Origin of the sequence: Actinoplanes campanulatus, assembly GCF_014647795.1 — a bacterium.
Lineage (GTDB): Bacteria > Actinomycetota > Actinomycetes > Mycobacteriales > Micromonosporaceae > Actinoplanes > Actinoplanes campanulatus.
This window is the reverse complement of record NZ_BMPW01000027.1, coordinates 89,211-107,802: the sequence shown is the minus strand read 5'-3', so window position 1 is coordinate 107,802 and position 18,592 is coordinate 89,211. Positions and strand designations below refer to the sequence as shown.

Here is an 18,592-nt window from a genome sequence, read left to right as displayed (position 1 = left end):
CTGTTGAACAATCGTCCCGGCAACATAAAGTTGCCAAAGGAATCCTCAACCTGTCCAAAGACAGGCCGGGGTATTGCCATAATTGGCACTGGCTTATCAAGCACCCTGTTGAGTTCTCAAAGAACAACCGCACACCTTTGCCCGTTCCGCTTTCGCGGCCCGTTCTCCGGGGCACTCGCTCTACTTTACCCGCCGTTTCCGCCGTGTCAAATCCGCGTTTCGCAACCGAATTCAACAAACGAAAACACACCGAACCACACGACCTAGTAAGATCGTCTGATCAAAGTTTGGGTTCCTCCAGGACGGCCGCGCCGGGCCCCTGAATCGGGTCCCGCTCGCTCGCCCGTCTCCCTGGCGGCTCGGACAACATTACTCGCCGCCCCTCGCAACTCCAAATCGGGGTCCCGCGACGGCCGTCACAGCCGGAAAGCCGAAGCCCCGGCCCTCGAAACCGAGGACCGGGGCTTGGCGAACGCGCAGGTCAGGGCAGCAGTTCCACGCCGGCGAAGGTGCGCTTGCCCCGGCGCAGGACCAGGAACCGGCCGTGCAGCAGTGCGGACGCCGGGATCACCGCCTCGCCGTCGGTGATGCGCTCGTTGTTGAGGTAGGCGCCGCCCTCGGTGATGGTCCGGCGGGCCTCATTGGCGCTGGCCACCAGACCGGCCTCCTTGAGCAGAACGCCGACGGGCGGGAGCTCACCTCGTACCGGATGAAGACCGGCCTCGGCCAGCGCGGCGCGCAACGTGTCCGCGGAGAGTTCGTCCAACGAGCCCCGGCCGAAGAGGGCCTGGCTGGCCGCGACCGCCTGGCGTGCCTCCTCGGCGCCGTGCACCAGCGCGGTGAGCTCCTCGGCGAGGGCTCGCTGCGCGAGCCGGGCCTGCGGCCGCTCCGCGGTCGCCTTCTCCAGCTCCTCCAGCTCCTCGCGGGATTTGAAGCTGAAGTAGCGCAGGTACCGGGTGACGTCGCGGTCGTCGCTGTTGATCCAGAACTGGTAGAAGGAGTACGGCGACGTCATGGTGGGGTCGAGCCAGACGGCGCCGCCCTCGGTCTTGCCGAACTTGGTGCCGTCGGCCTTGAGGACCAGCGGGGTGACGAAGGCCTGCACCGGGCCGGCGCCGCGACGGCGGACGAAGTCGACGCCAGCGGTGATGTTGCCCCACTGGTCGGAGCCGCCGAACTGGAGCTGGCAGCCGTGCTGGACGTGCAGCTGGTAGAAGTCGTTGGACTGGAGCAGCTGGTAGCTGAACTCGGTGAAGCTGATGCCGCTCTCCAGACGGTTCCGCACGACGTCGCGGGCCAGCATCTTGTTGACCGGGAAGTGCTTGCCGACGTCGCGCAGGAAGTCGATCACCGAGGTGGGGCCGGTCCAGTCCAGGTTGTTGACCAGGGTGGCGGCGTTGTCACCGTCGTAGGTGACGAACGGCGACAGCTGGGTGCGGATGCGCTGCACCCAGCTCTCGACCACCTCGGGCGGGTTGAGGCTGCGCTCGCTGGACTCCCGGGGGTCGCCGATCTGGCCGGTGGCGCCGCCGACGAGCAGCAGCGGCCGGTGGCCGGCGAGCTGGAGGCGGCGGGCGGTGCAGACCTGCATGAGGTGACCGACGTGCAGCGAGGCGGCGGTGGGGTCGAAGCCCACATAGAACGTGAGCGATCCACCGTCGAGCTTCTTGCGCAGCTCGTCGGGGTCGGTCGAGTCCTGGATGAGTCCGCGCCACAACAGGTCGTCTACGAGAGTCACGGTACGGATTGTCCCGCACGGCCGGTCGACAGGCGATGCTGGGTGGATGGGTCACCTTGGTAGGGCACATCCCCCGATCGACATCTCGAAGAAGAAGGCCGAGGCCCGGCTGGCGGCGGCGCAGGAGCGGCTGCTGCGGTTGCGACTGATCCTGGGCGGGCAGATCGGGGCGAAGAAGATCGGTCCGCCGTTGTGCGTGCTGTTCGAGGGGTGGGACGCGTCCGGTAAGGGCGGGGCGATCAAGCGCCTGGTGGCGCCGCTGGACCCGAGGCACGTCCGGGTGACGCAGTTCGCGGCCCCCACGTACGACGAGAAGCGGCACCACTACATGCAGCGGTTCTGGCAGGTGCTGCCGGGCCGGGGCGGGATGACCGTGCTGGACCGGTCCTGGTACGGGCGGGTGCTGGTGGAGCGGGTCGAGGGGTTCGCGACGCATGAGCAGTGGCGGCGGGCGTACGACGAGATCGCGGAGTTCGAGCGGACCCTGGCCGCCGAGGGCATGATCCTGATCAAGTTCTGGATGAACGTGTCGGACGAGGAGCAGTTGCGCCGTTTCGAGAGCCGGCGGGACGATCCGCTGCGGTCGTGGAAGCTGACCGACGAGGACTGGCGGAACCGGGCGAAGCGGGCGGAGTACGCGGCGGCGGTCGAGGAGATGATCGACCGTACCGACCGGCCGCGGGCGCGATGGCAGGTCATCCCGGGTGACGACAAGCAGTATGCCCGGTTCGCGGTGGTCGAGCACGTGTGCCGGGTGCTGGAGACGAAGCTGGCGAAGCGGGGCTTTGACCTGGGGGTCGCGGACCACCCCGGGAACCCGGAAGGCTGATTCGGCGTTTTGGTAATATTGCCCGCGAATGTCCGTTATCGTCGGGATCATGACCAGACGCAGGAACGCTCAGTCCCGCCTGCTCCGCGCGACCGGCCTGCTCGTGAGTCTCGCCGGCATCACGGTGAGCACCGCCGGGCCGGCCGGCGCGGCGGCGGGCGAGGACGCACCGGGTGTGGGAGCCGAACCGGTCGCGGCCCAGACCATGACGACACCCACCATGACAGCACAGACGGCGGTGGACCCGGCGGTGCAGGACCAGACGACGTGGACCGCCACCGACACCCGGCCCGGGTACCGGGCCACCTCGGTGAGCCTGATCCGGAGCGGCGGCGGGCGCGGCCAGCTCTCGATCTCCCTCCAGGGCACCGGCAACGGACACATCGGGCGGATCTACCGCCTCGCCTCCAGCCCGGCCTTCCTGGCGCTGCGCCCGGCCTACGTGCCGGCCAGCAAGTCCGGTAGGGCCCGGTACGAGCTGGAGGTCGGCTACCGCAACGGCCGGGAGAAGAAGGTCGTCACCTACACGAACACCCCGGCGCCCCAGGTGCTGACCGACATGATCCGCCTGCTCGAGCACATGCCGCCGCCGAAGTTCCCGGCGGGTTTCCCGTTCAGCGGAGGGAACCCGTTCCACAAGGGCTTCCCTTTCAGCAACCGGGGATTCTGATCCAGCGGGCCTCCACGGAGGCCCGCTCTACTCATCCGGCCGCCTCGCGGGCCTCCGCCGGGCCGGGGGCGGCCACCGCCAGCGCCGCCAGCCGCCGGCAGTCCTCCGCGGTACGCGTGGACAGCGCCGCCCGGACCGCCGGGAGCGCCCGCGGCGACATCGACAGGCTGGTCACCCCGAGGCCGACCAGCACCGGCGCGAGCAGCGGATCGGCCGCCGCCTCGCCGCACACCCCGACCGGTCTGCCGGCCGCCCGGCCCGCCTCGCCGCAGAGGCCGATGAGCTGCAACAGCGCCGGCTGCCACGGATCCAGCAGATCGGCCAGCGGACCGCACATCCGGTCCGCGGCGAACGTGTACTGGCTCAGGTCGTTCGTACCGATGCTCAGGAAGTCGACGACCCGCAGCAGGTCGGCGGCCCGCAGCGCGGCGGCCGGCACCTCGATCATCACACCCGCCCTCGGCAGCCCGGCCTCGTGCACGGCGGCCGCGAAGGCGCTCGCCTCGGCCACCGTGGAGACCATCGGGGCCATCACCCAGACGTCGGCGCCGGTCTCGGCGCGGGCTTCGGCGATCGCCGCGAGCTGGGTGGTGAGCACCTCCGGGCGCTGCCGCGCCACGCGCAGACCGCGCACCCCCAGGGCCGGATTGGGCTCACCCTCCTGATTCAGGAACGGCAGCGGTTTGTCGGCGCCGGCATCGAGGGTACGGATGACGACCCGCCGCCCGGCCATGGCGCGGAACACGTCCCGGTAGTCCGCTACCTGCTCGCCGTGCCCGGGTTCGGTGGCCCGGTCGAGGAAGAGCAGCTCGGTGCGGAACAGCCCGATCCCCTCGGCGTGCGCCTCGTCGGCGGCGGGCACGTTCCGGGCGGATCCCACGTTGGCGAGCAGCTTGACGGCGTACCCGTCGGAGGTCCGGCCCGGCCCGGTGAGACCGGAGGCCGCCGCGGTGAGCCGGGCCGACGCCTCGATCGCGGCCTTGACCTCCACGTCGTCGACGCCGGTCGCCACCCGCCCGGTGGCGCCGTCGACCAGCACCCGGGCGCCGTCCGGGACGGCGAGCACCCCGGCGCAGGCGACCACCGCGGGCAGGCCCAGCGCACGAGCCAGGATCGCGGTGTGGCTGGTCGGGCCGCCGATCTCGGTGACCAGGGCGATCACCTGGGCCGGGTCGAGGTCGGCGGTGTCGGCGGGGGCCAGGTCGCGGGCCGCCAGGACGTAGCGGTGGCCGGGCGACGGCACGCCCGGCATGGGCAGGCCGAGCAGCAACGCGACGGCGCGGTCCCGCAGGTCGTCGAGGTCGGCGACGCGCTCGGCGAGATAGCCGCCGGCCGCGGCGAAGATCTCCCGGAACGTCGCGAACGCGCCGTCGATCGCGTGCGGCGCGTCGTGACCGGCCTCGATGAGCTCTCGTACGCCGTCGCGCAGTTCCTCGTCGCCGGCCATCAGCGCCTCGGATCGCAACACCTCGGCCACCGTGGCGTCGGCGGCCCGGTCGGCGCGCCGCCCGAGTTCGGCGACCACCTCGGTGAGCGCCGCCCCGGCACGGGCGACCTCCGCCTCGATGTCGGTGACCGTGGTGGGGGCCGGCAGCGCCGGGGCCGCCGCGATCCGCAGCAGCGGGCCGGCGACGGTCCCGGGGCACACTCCGATCCCGGTGAGGACGGTGTCAGGCATGGTCGGCGTCCAGATCCTTCGCGAGCAGGGCGGCCAGGTCGTCCAGGGTCTCGTCGGCGCCGTCGCCCTCGGCTTCGAGGGTCACCTCGGTGCCCTTCCGGGCGCCGAGGGCGAGCACCGACAGCATGCTCCTGGCCGGCACCGGCTTCCGGTCGCCGGACCGGATGGTGACCTTGACCGGCGCCTTCGCGGCGGCCTCCACGAAGATCTTGGCAGGCCGGGCGTGCAGGCCGCTCGCGGATCCGATCGTCACCGTGCGCGTGGGCATGGCGTCTCCCTCTAGGGCTCGATGGTGACCTTGATGGCCTCGCCGCGGGCGACGATCCCGAAGGCGTCGATGGCGCTCTCCAGCGGCAGGCGATGGGTGATCAGGTCGGCGACCGGCACCGCGCCGGAGGCGACCAGGTCGAGCGCCTCGGCGTTGTGCGCGGGGCTCGACCCGTTGGCGCCGACGATCGTCAGCTCCCGGTAGTGGATCAGGTTGGAGTCGCAGGTGATGGTCGGCTGGTCCTTGGGCAGGCCGCCGAAGAAGCTGATCCGGCCCTGCCGGGCGGCCATCCGGATGGCCTGCTCCTGGGCCCGGCCGGAGGCGGCCGCCGTGATGATGACGTCGGCGCCGCGGCCGCCGGTCAGTCTCAGGATCTCCTCGACCGGGCCGGTCTCCCCGGCGCAGATCGCGGCGTCCGGCTTGACCGGTTCGGCGGCCATGTCCAGGCGCCGCCGGCTGAGCTCGACCAGGAACACCCGGGCGGCGCCGCGGGCGCGGGCCAGCCGGACGTGCAGGCAGCCGATCGGGCCGGAGCCGATCACCACCACGTCGTCGCCGACCCCGACCCGGGCCAGGTTCTGGGCGTTGAGGGCGCAGGCCAGCGGCTCGGCGACGGAGGCCTCGGCGAACGAGACGCCCGCCGGGACGCGGTTGAGGCCGCCGACCCTGAGGACCTCCCGGGGAACCACCATGTACTGGGCGAAGCCGCCCTCGAAGTGGTAGCCCATCGAGACCTGGTCGGGGCAGATCGTCATCCGGCCACGCCGGCACTCGGCGCACTCTCCACACGGGATGGCGGCGATCACCTGGACGCGGTCACCTTCCGACCAGCCGTCGACGCCGTCGCCGACCTCGACGATCTCGCCGGCGATCTCGTGGCCCATCACCCGGGGCGGGTGGATGTGGTGGTGGCCGAACCTGGAGATCTTCACGTCGGTGCCGCAGGTGGAGCAGTTCCGTACCCGGATCTTCACCTCACCGGGACCGGCCCCGGGCTCGGGCGCGTCCTCGAAGCGGACGTCGCCGGGAGCGTGGAATCGGACGACCTTCATCGCTTCGTCTCCTCCTGGATCGACCCGAGCAGCCGGATCACGGCGCCGGGCTCGGTGGCCTCGCGCAGCTCGCGGGCCTGGTCCTCGTCGAGCAGGATCTCGGCGAGGGAGGCGAGCAACTCGACGTGCCCGTCCCCCCGGGCGGCGATGGCCACGCACACGGTGACCGGCTCGCCGCCCCAGTCCACGCCGTCCGGGAAGCGCAGCACCGCGAGGGCGTCGCGCTCGACCAGGTCCTTGCCGGCGAGGGTGCCGTGCGGGATGGCGACCCCCTCGCCGACGTACGTGGAGATCGACCTCTCCCGGTCGAGCATCGTGTCGACGTAGCCCGGGTGGACGGCGCCGATCTCCACCAGGACCGCGCCGCAACGACGGATCGCGTCGTCGCGGCCGGCGGCGCTCTCGGCGAGCCGGACGGCCCGGGGTTCCAGCAGCTCAGACATTCAGATCGGTGCCCTGCTGGATGGCCTTGACCACGCGGGTCACGGCCGGGTCGCCCAGGAAGATCTGGAACGGCACGATCGGCTTGCCCGGGGCCACCGAGCGGGCGCGGGCGGCGAGGCCGCTGTGGCAGACCACCACGTCGGCGTCGGCCGGGATCGAGTTCACCGGGGTGTGCTCCACGGTGACACCCGTCTTGCCGAGTTGCTTGCGCAGCGTGCTGGCCAGCATCACGCTGCTGCCCATGCCCGCGTCGCAGGCGACGACGAGCTTGTGGATGTCCTTGCCGTTGATGGTTGCCATCGCGGTCCTCCTGGACTCAGACGTTTTCCTTGCTGGTCTCCGGTGCGGGCTCCTCCGCCGGCTCCTGGTCGGACTTGAGCCTGCCGAACCCGAGCAGCAGCGACGCGACACCGAAGGTCACCGCGGCCGCGATCGTGACGCCGAGGATCATCCCGGCGTGGCTGCCCTTGGCGGTCACCGCGAAGAAGGCGAAGATGCTGCCCGGAGCGGGCGAGGCGACCGTGCCGGCGCCGGTGACCATGAAGGTGGCGACCCCGGCCATGCCGCCGGCGATCATCGCGAGGATCAGGCGGGGCTTCATCAGGACGTACGGGAAGTAGATCTCGTGGATGCCGCCGAAGAAGTGGATGATCATCGCGGCCGGGGTGCTCGGGCGCAGCGACCTCGGCCCGAAGAAGAGGTACGCGGCGAGCAGGCCGAGACCGGGGCCGGGATTCGACTCGATCATGAACAGGATCGATTTGCCCTGCTCCGCCACCTGCTGCACGCCGAGCGGGCTGAGCACGCCGTGGTTGATGGCGTTGTTCAGGAACAGCACCTTGGCCGGTTCGACCAGCACCGAGGCCAGCGGCATGAGGCTGTGGTCGAGCAGGAAGTCGACCGCATCGCCGGCCGCCCGGCTGAGCCCGTCGACGACCGGGCCGATACCGACCTTGCCGAGGATCGCGAAGGCGCCGCCGACGATGCCGGCCGAGAAGTTGTCCACCAGCATCTCGAAGCCGGGCCGGATCCGGCCCTCGATCAGGCCGTCGAAGAGCTTCATGACGTACGCGGCGAGCGGACCCATGATCATCGCGCCGAGGAACATCGGGACGTCCGCGCCGACCACCACACCGGCGGTGGCGACCGCGCCGACGACCGCGCCACGCTGGCCGTGCACCATCCGGCCGCCGGTGTAACCGATGAGGATGGGCAGCAGGTACTTGATCATCGGGTCGACGAGCTCGGCCAGATTCTCGTTCGGCACCCAGCCGACCGGGATGAACAGGGCCGTGATCAGACCCCAGGCGATGAGCGCTCCGATGTTCGGCATGACCATGCCGGCGAGGTATCCGCCGAGTCTCTGGACCCGGGCTCTGAAGCCGGCTCCGGCGACCTCGGGGGTGTACGAAGAGGCCATGAGGGGATCTCCATTTCGGTGACGGAGAGATAGCGAGGGTGTGTTGAGGCCGCCTCCGGCTGTCGCGGGGTGGATCGGTGGGTTTCGTACCGGGGCGGGAGCTTGCCGGGGCGCCGGTCAGGTGAGCCGGCGGGCCGGATCGGGGTGGGGGGTCACGCGCACGCTCGTACGGTCGAGATCGGTGGGGCCGGGCATCCGGCTGCCCGGGAGGCTGACCGCGGCCGCGCCCCACGCCAGGCCCTCCACCAGCGCGGCGGCGTCGCACGCGCCGGTCGAGAGGAATCCGGCGAGCAGCGCGTCGCCGGCGCCGACCGTGCTGCGCGGGACGCTGACCGGGGAGACGCCGGCCAGCACGCCGTCGCCGTCGACCAGCACCGCGCCGTCGGCGCCGAGACTGGCCAGGACCGCGCCGGCGCCTGCGGCCCGGAGCCGGCGGCATCCCTCGACCACGTCGCCGAGGGTCGCGGGCATCCGGCCGACCGCCTCGGCCAGCTCCTCCCGGTTCGGTTTGACCAGGGCCGCGCCGGCCGCGACGCCGGCCAGCAGCGCCGGTCCGCTGCTGTCCACCGCGAGCCGGGCGCCTGAGCCGACCAGCCGGGCGCAGAGGTCGCCGAACGCGGCGAGGCTGGGGCCGGGCGGCAGGCTGCCGCAGATGACCACCCAGTCGGCCGCCGGCGCGGCGGTCAGCACCGCGTCGCTGACCTCGGCGAACTCGTCGTCGGAGAGGACCGGGCCGGCTTCGTTGATCTTGGTGACCGTGCCGTCCGGCTCGGCCAGGGTGATGTTGGAACGGGTCCGGCCGGCGATCGGCACGGCCAGCAGGTCGACCCCCTCGGCCTTGAGCAGGTCGACCAGTTGCTCGCCCTCGGCGCCACCGGCCGGCACAACGGCGGTGGATCGCACACCGTTGGCGAGCAGCGCCCGGGAGACGTTGACGCCCTTGCCGCCCGGGTCGATGTGCGAGCCGCCGGCCCGCAGCACCTCGCCGCGGGTCAGCGCGCCGACCTCGAGGGCCCGGTCGACGCTGGGGTTGAGGGTGACCGTGAGAATCACACCTTCACCATCCGAACTCCCGCGGCCTCGACCTCCCCGGCCAGGTCGTGATCCAGGCCGTTGTCGGTGATCAGCAGGTCGAGATCGGTCAGGGCGCCGAACTTGGCCAGGTAGTCGTTGCCGATCTTGGTGTGATCGGCGAGCAGCACCACCCGGCGGGCCGCGGCGATCATCGCCCGCTTGACCGCCGCCTCGGCCGGGTCGGGAGTGGTCATGCCGCGCTCCACGGTGCACCCGTTCGTGCCCATGAAGGCGACGTCGACATACATGTCGGCGAGCGGGCGCAACGCCCAGTCGTCCACGGTGGCCAGTGTCCGGCCGCGCACCCGGCCGCCGAGCAGCAGCACGGTCAGGTTCGGCTTGAGACCGAGGGTGGCGGCCAGCACCGGCGAGTTCACCACCACGGTGAGCTCACGGTCGGCGGGCAGGAGCTGCGAGAGGCGTGCCGTGGTGGTCCCGGCGTCCAGGATGATCGCCCCGTCCTCCGGCACCTCGGCGAGCGCCGCCTTGGCGATCCGCTCCTTCTCGCTGATCAGCACGGCGTCCCGGGTGGCCAGGGCCGGCTCGAAGCCGAGCCGCTCCACCGGGATGGCCCCGCCGTGGACCCGGCGCAGCACACCGGACCGCTCCAGCACCGTCAGGTCGCGGCGGATCGTCTCCGCGGTCACCCCGAAGGCCTCGGCCAGCGCGACGACGTCGACCCGGCCCTCGGCGCGGGCCCGTCGCACTATCTCCTGCTGGCGCTCCTCCGCGTACATCCCTGCTCACCCGCCTGGTTCGTTTTGGCTTTGTCTTTGTTTACGCCCGCTTCTGCCCGAGCGCAATATGTCGAAGAGATTTCGGTCCCCTTTCAGGGCGATGGCCTCGGCCTGATTTCCCAATTAATCCGCTCAATACCGATAAATCGTCCGCCAACCGGATGCCCGTTTGTGTGGGGTTGGCGGATCAGGCGAGGTGCCGCTCCACCACGACGATGCGGTCCCGCGTGCCGTGCAGGACGAGCAGACCGCCGTCCGGGACGGTCGCCTCCACCGGGACCGGCCCGAGCCGCCGCCGGCACAATTCCCCGAACAGTTCCTGCACGATCTCGAGGTCGGCGCGGATCGCGGCCGGGCGGCCCGTCTCGAACGATTCCCCGGCGATCCGCAGGCCCCATTCCCGGTCCGCGCCCCGCTCCTCGGCGATCCCATAGGCGGAGAGAATCGACCGGGTCGAATAGGACCCGTCACGGACCAGCAGGAAACAGCCCGCCCCGGATGCGGCCCGGTGTTCGAGTCCGTACAGAATCCGCACGTCATCGGGGCGGCTCAGCGCGTCGGCGGCCCGGCACGGGGCGAGCCACAGCAGGTCGTCACGGTCGGGGGCGCCGGAGTCCGCCTCAGCCGCGAAATAGTCGGCGCGTTCCGGCCAGCCCTCCCGCGAATAGCTGGTGGAACCGAGCCACGGCCCGAGCCGGACCGCGTGACCGGTGGATTCGGAAACCGCCCGCACGGCGGCCGCGGTCATGTGTTCCCCGGGCCGGATCCGCCCTTTCGGAAAACACCACTCACCGGCCGCCGCGCGTATCACGGCGACCTCCCGCGCCTCCCCCGCGCCACGCCACAGGACCGCGCCGGCCGCCATCACGGGCGCGGAGAACGACGGTCCTAGTTCCACCGGCCCACGGTAGGCCGATGCCCGACTTGATCGGATTGCCCTGTTAGAGGGATCAGTCGTCCGCGCGATACCCCGACAGGCCGAGGGTCTTGCGGATGGCGCTCTGCACCTCGTCGACCGGCGGGCGGCCGTCCACGTCGTGCACGACCTCCTTGCGCCGGAACAGCTCCAGCACCGGGCGGGTCTTCGCATGGTAGTCGGTCAGCCGGGCCTCCAGGGCCTCCGGCGTGTCGTCCACCCGGGTGATCAGCCCGTGGCCGCAGATGTCGCAGCGCCCCTCGACCTCGGGACGGTCGGCGATCAGGTTGTAGTCCATGCCGCAGTTCGGGCACAGACGGCGGCTGAGCACCCGGCGGCGCACCTCGTCGTCCGGCAGTTCGAGGTGGATCACCGCGTCGATGTCGTAGCTCTCCATGAAGAACTCGGCCTGCCGCCCGTTGCGCGGGAACCCGTCGATGATGAAACCGTAGTTCCAGTCGTGGATGCCCAGCCGGCGGCGCACCACCTCCTCGACCAGGTCGTCGCCGACCAGTTCGCCGGCCGCCATGGCCCGCTTGACCTGGGCGCCGATCTTGGTGTGCTGCCGCACGTGCCAGCGGAAGATGTCGCCGACGCTGATGTGCGCCAGGTCGAGGTCCTCGCGCAGCATCTTGGCCTGGGTGCCCTTGCCGCTGCCCTGCACGCCCATGATCACGTACTTGCGCATGTGCCCTCTCTCGATGATCAGCCGGTGAGGTCCGCCGCGCCGACGCGCAGCGGGCCGGGCGCGCGCCCGGACAACGTGGTCGGATCGATGCTCCAGGCGCCGGCCACCCGGAAGACATCCCGTTCGGCGACCAGCACGGACGCCTCCGGGTCCAGCTCCCCCGGCAGGCCGGCGTCGCGCTCCGCCGGATCGGGCACGCCGAACCACGACGTCACCTCACCGGTGTGCCCCACATATCCGAAGGCGCGCAGCAGGTCACCCTTCACCGCCCGCCGCCAGCGGTGCGACTCGGTGACCCGGTGGGTGGCGAAGAACTGCACCTCGGTGCCCAGCTCGGCGGAGAGGGCGACCACGTCCGGGTCGGAGCCCATCAGCCGGCGGCCGACGGCGAGCACCCAGCGGGTGTCCCGCGCGCCGGGCAGCGGCGGGGTGACCGCCACCCGGTCGTCGGTGAGGTGGGCCAGGTCCAGTCCGGACCGCCAGGGCACCGGGCCGAGGTCGCGGAGCCCGAGAGCGGCCAGGACCGCTTCCGGGTCGCCGCCGGCCACCGCCAGCCACGCCTGTTTGCCCCCGAACCCGGCCATGACATCGAGATCCATGTCAGTAACGCTAGCTTCAGCGCCGGACGCGGCAACTCGGGCGTCAGGGCCACCCGTAGTTGCGGCGCAGGATCGCGGCGACCCGGTCGAAGCGGGGCCGGTCCAGGATCGCGCCCTCCCGGCGGATCCCGTCCTCCTCCACCTCCAGGACCCGGTCCAGCCGGATCCAGCTCGGACGGGCGGTGCGGTCCCAGTCGCCGGGGCCGAGAGCCATCCAGTGCCGCTGACCGTCACGGTCGCCCTGGCTGGAGAGCATCAACCCGAGCAGGGTACGCGCGTCGCGCCCCACCACCAGGACGGGACGGTCCTTGCCCTGACTCGGGTCGTCCTCATAGGGAACCCAGGTCCAGACGATCTCGCCCGGGTCGGCGTCACCGTCCAGATCGGGCGAATAGGCCAGGTGGCGCCCCTGTTGGGGAGCCGGGACGGGACGCGCGGGCCTCGAGGGCCGGGGGGCCGGGGTCTCGACGGGCGGAGCGGTCTCCACCGGCTGCCGTTCCGGCGCGCCCGCGATCTGCCGGAGCCAGGTTTTGAGCAATTCGAGCACCGCGACACCTTACGGCCGAAGGACCCCGGCCGGACAGGGCCATGATCCTCACTATCCTACGAAGTCCTGGGTCATCCAGGTGACACCTTTGGCGTCGCGCACGATGCTCAGCCCGATCCGGGTGAAGGACTTGTTGAGCAGGTTCTTGCGGTGCCCGTCGTTCGGCGGCACCTCGGCCAGCATGGCGTCGGTGAGCCCGTTGGCCGCCCGGACCATCGCCGCGTCGCTGCTGCCACTGGATCCGTAGCCGATGTTCTCCCCGGCCGTGCCCCAGGAAACGCCCTGCGCGCTGAACCGCTCGCCCAGCCCGGCCTCGCCGGAGCACTGATGCGACAGCCCGCAGCCGTCGATCATCAGCTGGGTGTGCAGGGCCGCGGCCCTGGACAGCTTGGTGTTCAGGGTGAGCGGCTCGAGCCCCTCGGCGACCCGGGCCTCGTTGATGTGGGCGAGCACCTGCTCGGCCACCGTCCCGGAGGTCGCGGGCGCGCTGGTCCTCTTCGCCGTGCTCGCCGTCGCCTCGGTCTTCCTGCTGCTCGACTTTTTGACCGTCACCTTGGGACTCGCTTTCCGGGAAGCGGAGGCGGACGGGGCGGCCGGGGTGCCGGGAACGGCGCTCGCCGAGGGCGCGGTCGAGGGATCGGGGGATTCGGCGGCGGCGAGCGGGGTGTTCAACGACCGGGGGTCGGGGGCCGGCCCGGTGCCACCGTGCGCCAGCCCGGCCACCAGGAAGCCGGCTCCGATCACCACCGCCGTCGATCCCGCTGCCAGGGTGTACCGGAATCGGGCGGCGGCGGAGAGGGGCACGGTGAATTCACCTCGGTGAGCGGGGACGGGACGGACGCCCCCTCACTATGCGGCGGACACCCGCCCCGAGCGGCCCGGGAAAGGATTCCTTAAGGATCGGCTCACCGACTCCTAAGACACGCCCGGCCTCAGCCCTCCACCCGCGTGCGCAGCACGTCGTACAGCTGCTGGTCCTTGACCGCGCTGTAGAGCGTCGGCCCGGTGCTGGTCAGGATCACGAAGGGGCAGGCCCGGTCGCCGCCGGTCAGCGCCGCCTCGGCCACCTTGCGGCGGGTGGCCACCTCGTAGACGGTCAGCCGGTACTTCCCCTCCACCAGCGACAACTTCTCGGCGCCGGATTTACAGGCCCGGATCGGCTTCCCCGGGCCGATCAGATCGAGGCAGGCCACCAACTGCGCCCGCTGCGGCTCCGGCGCCCACGCCCGGCGCAGCGCGGCGGATCCGCCGTAGGCGACACGGTTCAGCGTCCGGGTGAACCGGTTCTCCGCGGTCAGCGACTCCCGCACGCTGATCATCGTCGGGTGCGGGCTGTCACCCCGGTGCTTCGGCGCCGCCGGGAAGAAGGTGCCGCCGCAGACCTGGTCCAGGTCGTCGTCGGCACGCACCGGCTGGTCACTCGCCAGCGGGCCGGTCGCGGCCGGCGCCGGGGCGCCCGCCGGCGGGGTGGCCTGCGGCGCCGGCTGCGCGGCCCGCGACGGGCCGGAGAAGTCCACGAACCGCAGAACCGCCGCGCCCAGGCAGCCCACCAGGACCACCGCGACCGCCGACGGGATCACCCAACCGCCGCGCCACCAGGCCGTTCTTCCCTTCTCCACGCCATCATCGGTACGCGTGCCGCCCGGGCGTGCGTCGAAGGGCGCCTCCGGACCGGCCGGGATCGCGTCGGCCCGCCCGACGCCGGCCGCGGCCAGCCGCGCGCCCAGCCCCGAGCCCTCCCCCGCCACCGCCGAGTCCGGTGTTTCCCCTGCATGTTGCATCGTTCGCTCCCCGCCCGCTCTCAGGACGACGAACTATATCGATGGGAACCGGGATGCGCACCGCCGCGACCCGAATCGCTCCCAGGTTGCTACCGGGACGACATCCGCCGATAGCCTGGACCGGGGTCGGCCCGGCCGGCGCCGGACCCACCGATCCGGTGGCGGCGCGCGTCGCCCGTACCCCCGAATCGAGATCGAAAGCCCCGGGTGAGGCACTGCCGTGAGCACCGACTGGATGGATCTTCCGGCGTCGGCCGTCGACGAGGCCGCGCGGCGGCTGCTCGGCTGGCGGATCACCGCGAACGGGGTGACCGCGCGGCTCACCGAGGTGGAGGCCTACAGCGGGCTCGGCGAGGACCCGGCCAGCCACGCCCATCGCGGCCGGACCGGCCGGAACACGGTGATGTTCGGCCCGGCCGGACGGCTCTACGTCTACCAGATCTACGGCATGCACTTCTGCGCCAACGTGGTCTGCGGCGAGACCGGGAAGGCGGCGGCCGTGCTGCTGCGGGCCGGCGAGGTGGTCGACGGGATCGAGATGGCGCGCGCCCGGCGCCCGGCCGCCCGGCGCGACACCGACCTGGCCGCCGGCCCGGCCAAGCTGATGCAGGTGCTGGCACTGACCCGGGCGGCCGACGACACGCCGCTGTTCGGCGCGGGCCCGGCCGTGCTGGCCCCACCGGACGCGCCGGTGGGGCCGATCTCGGCCGGGCCTCGGGTCGGGGTGACCTCCGCGCACGACGTGCCATGGCGCTTCTGGATCACCGGCGATCCGACGGTCAGCGGGTACCGCCGGCACACTCCGCGGGCCCGGTCCGGTAGATCGTGAGCCGCTGGGTGGCGCGGGTCAGGGCCACGTAGAGGTCGTTGACGCCGCGCCGCGACCCGGCCCGGATCTCCTCCGGGTCGACCAGCACCACATGGTCGAACTCCAGGCCCTTGGCCTGCGTCACGGTCAGCAGGACGGCCGGCTCCTCCACGTCCTGGCCCAGCTCCGGAAGCACCGCGGCGACCTCGGCGAACCGTCCGGCTCCGACGATCACGGCGAGACTGCCGCCGCCGGCCTCCGCGGCCACGATCGCGGCCAGGCCGGACAGGTCGCCGGTCAGCTCACGCGGCTCCACACCGGACGAGCGAACCGGGCGCGGCAGCTCGACCTGGGGGATCATCCGGCCGGCGTACGCCATGATCTCCGCCGGGGTGCGGTAGCTGACGGTCAGCTCGGCCAGCCGCCAGCGATCCGCCACGTACGGGGACAGCACCTCCGACCACGATTCGGCGCCGGCCCCCGCGCCGGTCTGGGCCAGGTCGCCGACCACCGTCATGGACCGGCTCGGGCAGCGGCGCATCAGCATCCGCCACGCCATCGGGCTGACCTCCTGCGCCTCGTCGACGATCACGTGACCGTACGCCCACGACCGGTCCGCCGCCGCCCGCTCGGCAGCCGAACGCCACTGCCGGTCGGCCAGGCGCTCGGCGAGCATGTCGGCCTCCATCACGTCGGCGATGTTCGGGATCTCGGCCTCGTCGTCGGCTTCCGCCTCGTACGACTTGGAGCCGGCCGTGATGTCCAGGACCCCTTGCGCGTATTCGAGCCGGGTCCGCAGCTCCCGGGCGGCCGCCGCCCGGGCCGCGCTGTCGTCCGCACCGAGCAGTTCGGCGGCCTCGTCGAGCAGTGGCACGTCGGCCGGGGTCCAGCCGCCGCCCGGCGCCCGGCGCAGATCCGGGTGGTCCGTGGTGGCGTACAGGTCGCCGAGGAACCGCTGCGGGGTGAGCACCGGCCACAGTTCGTCGAGCACCGCCCGTACGCCCGGGTCGGCGGCCAGGTCGTCGCGGATGTCGGCCAGGTCCGCGGCGTTCAGCAGGTTCCGCTCACCGGGCGCGTCGTCCTCGCCCAGCGGGTCGTCCCAGAACGGGTCGTCACCGATCCGCTCGGCGACCTGCGCGGCCAGCACGTCCAGGATCCCGTCGGCGAAGATCGGCCGGGCCAGGTTGTGCAGCCGCCCGGAGGCCCGCGCCCGCCGCCGGGCCGGCTCGCAGGAGGCGGCGTCCAGCCGCAGCACGTGCCGGTCCACCACGATCTCGATCGGCGCCGCCGGCACCCGCTGCCGGTCCCGGACCGCCCCGGCCAGGAACTCCACCATCGCGGCGCGGCCCTTCACCTCGGCCACCGCCTCCGGCTCGGCCCGTCGCGCGTCCACCCCCGGGAACAGGTCGCCGGGCGTGGCCAGCACCACCCCGGTCTCCGCGAGCGACGGCAGCACCTGCGAGATGTAGCGCAGGAACGTCGGGTTCGGGCCGACGATCAGCACACCGCGGGCGCTGAACTGCTCCCGGTGCGTGTAGAGCAGGAACGCCGCCCGGTGCAGCGCCACCGCGGTCTTGCCGGTGCCCGGGCCGCCCTGCACCACCAGCACGCCGCCGGCCGCCGACCGGATCACCCGGTCCTGTTCGGCCTGGATCGTCTCGACGATGTCGCGCATCCGGCCGGTCCGGTGCGCGTCCAGCGCCGCCATCAGTGCGGCCTCGCCGACCAGGGTGCCACTCGCGGCCGCTGCCGCGACGTCCGGATCGAGGACCTCGTCGTCCAGGCCCACGACGGTACGGCCACGCGTGCGGATGTGGCGGCGACGGGCGACGCCGTACGGGGTGACGGCGGTGGCCACATAGAACGGACGGGCGGCCGGGGCCCGCCAGTCGACGAGCAGCGGGTCCTCGGTGTCGTGGATGCCGATCCGCCCGATCCGCAACGGCGTGCCGTCGTGCGGGTCGAGGCGGCCGAAGCACAGCCCGGACTCGACCGCGTCGTACCGGGCCAGGCGCTCGGCGTGACCGCGGGCGGCGCTGTCCCGCTGGGCGCGCGCCTCCGGGGTGCCGCCGGTCCGGCGCCACGTCTCGGCGAGGCGGGTGCGTTCCCGGTCCCGCATCTCGTCGAGCCGGGTGTAGATCATCGTGACGTGGCGCTGCTCCTCGCCGAATTCCGTGGCGGAAACGCTTGACAGACTTGACACCCGTGCCTCCAGGCCCTATTCTGATACTGGAACTCTCTGCTTCGCGTGACAATTTCGCGCAGAGATGTATCAGAGTACTCCCCTCGCCTCAGTTCAGCAGCGCCTTCAGCGCCGCCGCGTCCGCGCGCCAGTGCGACGCGTCCAGCAGTGGCGGAGGCGAGACCGGCAGCGGGCCGTCGGCGCCCGCGTCGTCCGGGTAGCGGGCGATCACATGGGTGTGCAGATGCTCGCCGGGCCGCCCCAGGGTCAGATAGTTGAGCGTCGCCGGGCGGAAACAGTCACGGATCGTCCGGGCGACGGTCAGCACCTCACGGTGGTAGAGGTCCGACTCCACCGGGCTCAGATCGATCGGCTCGGCCACGTGCCGGCCACGCCAGACCACGACCGCGTGCCCGCGGACATACGCTTGCCGGGCGAAATAGGTGTCGGAGACCCGGCCCGACCAGACCCGCAGACCGAACTCGGTCTCCTCCCGCCGCTCACCGCACCAGCCGCACCAGTCCTCCGCCACATCGGAACCATAAACGATCCTCGATAGATCGCGGTGCCCCGCGCGGCCTCACCACAGGGCCTGGGAGCGCCACTTCTGGTTCGGCCTGCCGTTGCAGGCCTTCAACCGGACGGTGCCGTGCTTGCCGTCCGCGCTCACGGCGTTCTGGGTGACGCAGCGGCCGTTGCGGTCTCTGGACTGGAGAGCCGCGGTGAACCACCAGATCTGGCGGCCGTTCTGCGAGTTGCAGGCCGCGACCCGGATCCTGGCGCCCTCGGCGGTGCTGTCCGGCTGGATGCAGTCCAGGCCCACCCGGAGAATGCCGGTGCTGGTCAGGAACAGGTTCTGGAACCGGTTCGCCCGGTCGCAGACCCCGGTGGCCAGGACCTTGCCGACCGCGCCACCGGTCAGGCACAGGTTCGGGCTCTGCGCGGAGACGAGCAGACCCTGGTGCAGCGGCGGCGGGCCGGGAGCGGCGGCGACCGGGGTGGCCGGCGCGGCCAGTAACAGGGCGGCCATCACAAGCGGGGCGAACACACGACGGACGAACATCCTTCCATACTATGACAAAAAGGTTGGCCAGATCGGCGATTCGCCCGGCCGGAAGCCCCTCATGGGGGACCATCACCCCGGCCCCGATCGCGGGCGGC

21 protein-coding genes are annotated in these 18,592 nt (G+C 72.0%); 3 read left to right on the top strand and 18 right to left on the bottom strand.

Going from position 1 to position 18,592, the window contains the following annotated elements; all coding sequences use genetic code 11:
* Positions 1–481: 481 nt before the first annotated feature.
* Positions 482–1,738, bottom strand: a complete 1,257-nt coding sequence (gene tyrS, locus IEZ13_RS39325) for a tyrosine--tRNA ligase (protein WP_183226556.1) — start codon at positions 1,736–1,738, stop codon at positions 482–484.
* Between the two features lie 46 nt (positions 1,739–1,784).
* Here tyrS and IEZ13_RS39320 point away from each other — a divergent pair, with 46 nt between their 5' ends.
* The gene (locus tag IEZ13_RS39320; RefSeq protein WP_183226558.1) at positions 1,785–2,567 is read left to right on the top strand and encodes a polyphosphate kinase 2 family protein; all 783 of its coding nucleotides are present in this window, start codon (positions 1,785–1,787) and stop codon (positions 2,565–2,567) included.
* A 49-nt stretch (positions 2,568–2,616) separates the two neighbouring features.
* On the top strand, positions 2,617–3,237 hold the full coding sequence (locus tag IEZ13_RS39315; protein WP_183226560.1) for a hypothetical protein: 621 nt from the start codon (positions 2,617–2,619) through the stop codon (positions 3,235–3,237).
* 31 nt (positions 3,238–3,268) lie between these two features.
* Here the strand turns inward: IEZ13_RS39315 and ptsP are convergent, their stop codons facing one another.
* The 14 genes from ptsP to IEZ13_RS39245 form a co-directional block, all read right to left on the bottom strand.
* Entirely contained in the window at positions 3,269–4,915 is a 1,647-nt protein-coding gene (ptsP, locus tag IEZ13_RS39310; protein ID WP_183226561.1) for a phosphoenolpyruvate--protein phosphotransferase, read from the bottom strand.
* Entirely contained in the window at positions 4,908–5,183 is a 276-nt protein-coding gene (locus IEZ13_RS39305) for an HPr family phosphocarrier protein (protein WP_183226563.1), read from the bottom strand. Before IEZ13_RS39305 ends, ptsP begins: the two co-directional genes overlap by 8 nt.
* An 11-nt stretch (positions 5,184–5,194) precedes the next feature.
* A complete protein-coding gene (locus IEZ13_RS39300) occupies positions 5,195–6,235 on the bottom strand; it encodes a zinc-dependent dehydrogenase (protein ID WP_183226564.1) in 1,041 nt (346 codons plus the stop codon).
* A complete protein-coding gene (locus IEZ13_RS39295; protein WP_183226565.1) occupies positions 6,232–6,678 on the bottom strand; it encodes a PTS mannitol transporter subunit IIA in 447 nt (148 codons plus the stop codon). The genes IEZ13_RS39300 and IEZ13_RS39295 overlap by 4 nt, the downstream gene beginning before the upstream one ends.
* On the bottom strand, positions 6,671–6,979 hold the full coding sequence (locus IEZ13_RS39290) for a PTS sugar transporter subunit IIBC family protein (protein WP_183226566.1): 309 nt from the start codon (positions 6,977–6,979) through the stop codon (positions 6,671–6,673). Before IEZ13_RS39290 ends, IEZ13_RS39295 begins: the two co-directional genes overlap by 8 nt.
* A 16-nt stretch (positions 6,980–6,995) precedes the next feature.
* A complete protein-coding gene (mtlA, locus tag IEZ13_RS39285; protein ID WP_183226567.1) occupies positions 6,996–8,099 on the bottom strand; it encodes a mannitol-specific PTS transporter subunit IIC in 1,104 nt (367 codons plus the stop codon).
* 117 nt (positions 8,100–8,216) lie between these two features.
* Positions 8,217–9,152: a 1-phosphofructokinase family hexose kinase gene (locus IEZ13_RS39280; protein ID WP_183226569.1), complete on the bottom strand. Its 936-nt coding sequence runs from the start codon at positions 9,150–9,152 to the stop codon at positions 8,217–8,219.
* Entirely contained in the window at positions 9,149–9,910 is a 762-nt protein-coding gene (locus tag IEZ13_RS39275) for a DeoR/GlpR family DNA-binding transcription regulator (RefSeq protein ID WP_183226570.1), read from the bottom strand. The genes IEZ13_RS39280 and IEZ13_RS39275 overlap by 4 nt, the downstream gene beginning before the upstream one ends.
* A gap of 187 nt (positions 9,911–10,097) precedes the next feature.
* Positions 10,098–10,808 (bottom strand): NUDIX domain-containing protein, encoded by a 711-nt coding sequence (locus IEZ13_RS39270; protein ID WP_183226571.1) that lies wholly within the window; start codon positions 10,806–10,808, stop codon positions 10,098–10,100.
* 52 nt (positions 10,809–10,860) lie between these two features.
* Positions 10,861–11,514, bottom strand: a complete 654-nt coding sequence (locus IEZ13_RS39265; protein WP_183226572.1) for an adenylate kinase family protein — start codon at positions 11,512–11,514, stop codon at positions 10,861–10,863.
* Positions 11,515–11,531: 17 nt separating this feature from the next.
* Positions 11,532–12,113, bottom strand: coding sequence for a hypothetical protein (locus IEZ13_RS39260; protein ID WP_183226573.1), 582 nt, complete (start codon positions 12,111–12,113; stop codon positions 11,532–11,534).
* A 43-nt stretch (positions 12,114–12,156) separates the two neighbouring features.
* Positions 12,157–12,651 carry a type II toxin-antitoxin system PemK/MazF family toxin gene (locus IEZ13_RS39255; protein WP_221246269.1) on the bottom strand — a complete coding sequence of 165 codons (495 nt, stop codon included), beginning with the start codon at positions 12,649–12,651 and terminating at the stop codon, positions 12,157–12,159.
* 60 nt (positions 12,652–12,711) lie between these two features.
* Positions 12,712–13,464 (bottom strand): CAP domain-containing protein, encoded by a 753-nt coding sequence (locus IEZ13_RS39250; protein WP_183226576.1) that lies wholly within the window; start codon positions 13,462–13,464, stop codon positions 12,712–12,714.
* A 128-nt stretch (positions 13,465–13,592) separates the two neighbouring features.
* Positions 13,593–14,441, bottom strand: coding sequence for a hypothetical protein (locus tag IEZ13_RS39245; protein WP_183226577.1), 849 nt, complete (start codon positions 14,439–14,441; stop codon positions 13,593–13,595).
* A gap of 235 nt (positions 14,442–14,676) precedes the next feature.
* Between IEZ13_RS39245 and IEZ13_RS39240 the strand changes: the two genes are divergently transcribed.
* The gene (locus tag IEZ13_RS39240) at positions 14,677–15,270 is read left to right on the top strand and encodes a DNA-3-methyladenine glycosylase (protein WP_183226649.1); all 594 of its coding nucleotides are present in this window, start codon (positions 14,677–14,679) and stop codon (positions 15,268–15,270) included.
* Here the strand turns inward: IEZ13_RS39240 and IEZ13_RS39235 are convergent.
* The 3 genes from IEZ13_RS39235 to IEZ13_RS39225 all read right to left on the bottom strand — a co-directional run bounded on the left by IEZ13_RS39235 (position 15,221) and on the right by IEZ13_RS39225 (position 18,494).
* On the bottom strand, positions 15,221–17,392 hold the full coding sequence (locus tag IEZ13_RS39235) for a HelD family protein (protein WP_183226650.1): 2,172 nt from the start codon (positions 17,390–17,392) through the stop codon (positions 15,221–15,223). The genes IEZ13_RS39240 and IEZ13_RS39235 overlap by 50 nt on opposite strands.
* Positions 17,393–17,540: 148 nt before the next feature.
* Positions 17,541–17,963 (bottom strand): HIT family protein, encoded by a 423-nt coding sequence (locus IEZ13_RS39230; RefSeq protein WP_183226578.1) that lies wholly within the window; start codon positions 17,961–17,963, stop codon positions 17,541–17,543.
* 48 nt (positions 17,964–18,011) lie between these two features.
* Positions 18,012–18,494 (bottom strand): ricin-type beta-trefoil lectin domain protein, encoded by a 483-nt coding sequence (locus IEZ13_RS39225; protein WP_183226580.1) that lies wholly within the window; start codon positions 18,492–18,494, stop codon positions 18,012–18,014.
* Positions 18,495–18,592 lie beyond the last annotated feature (98 nt).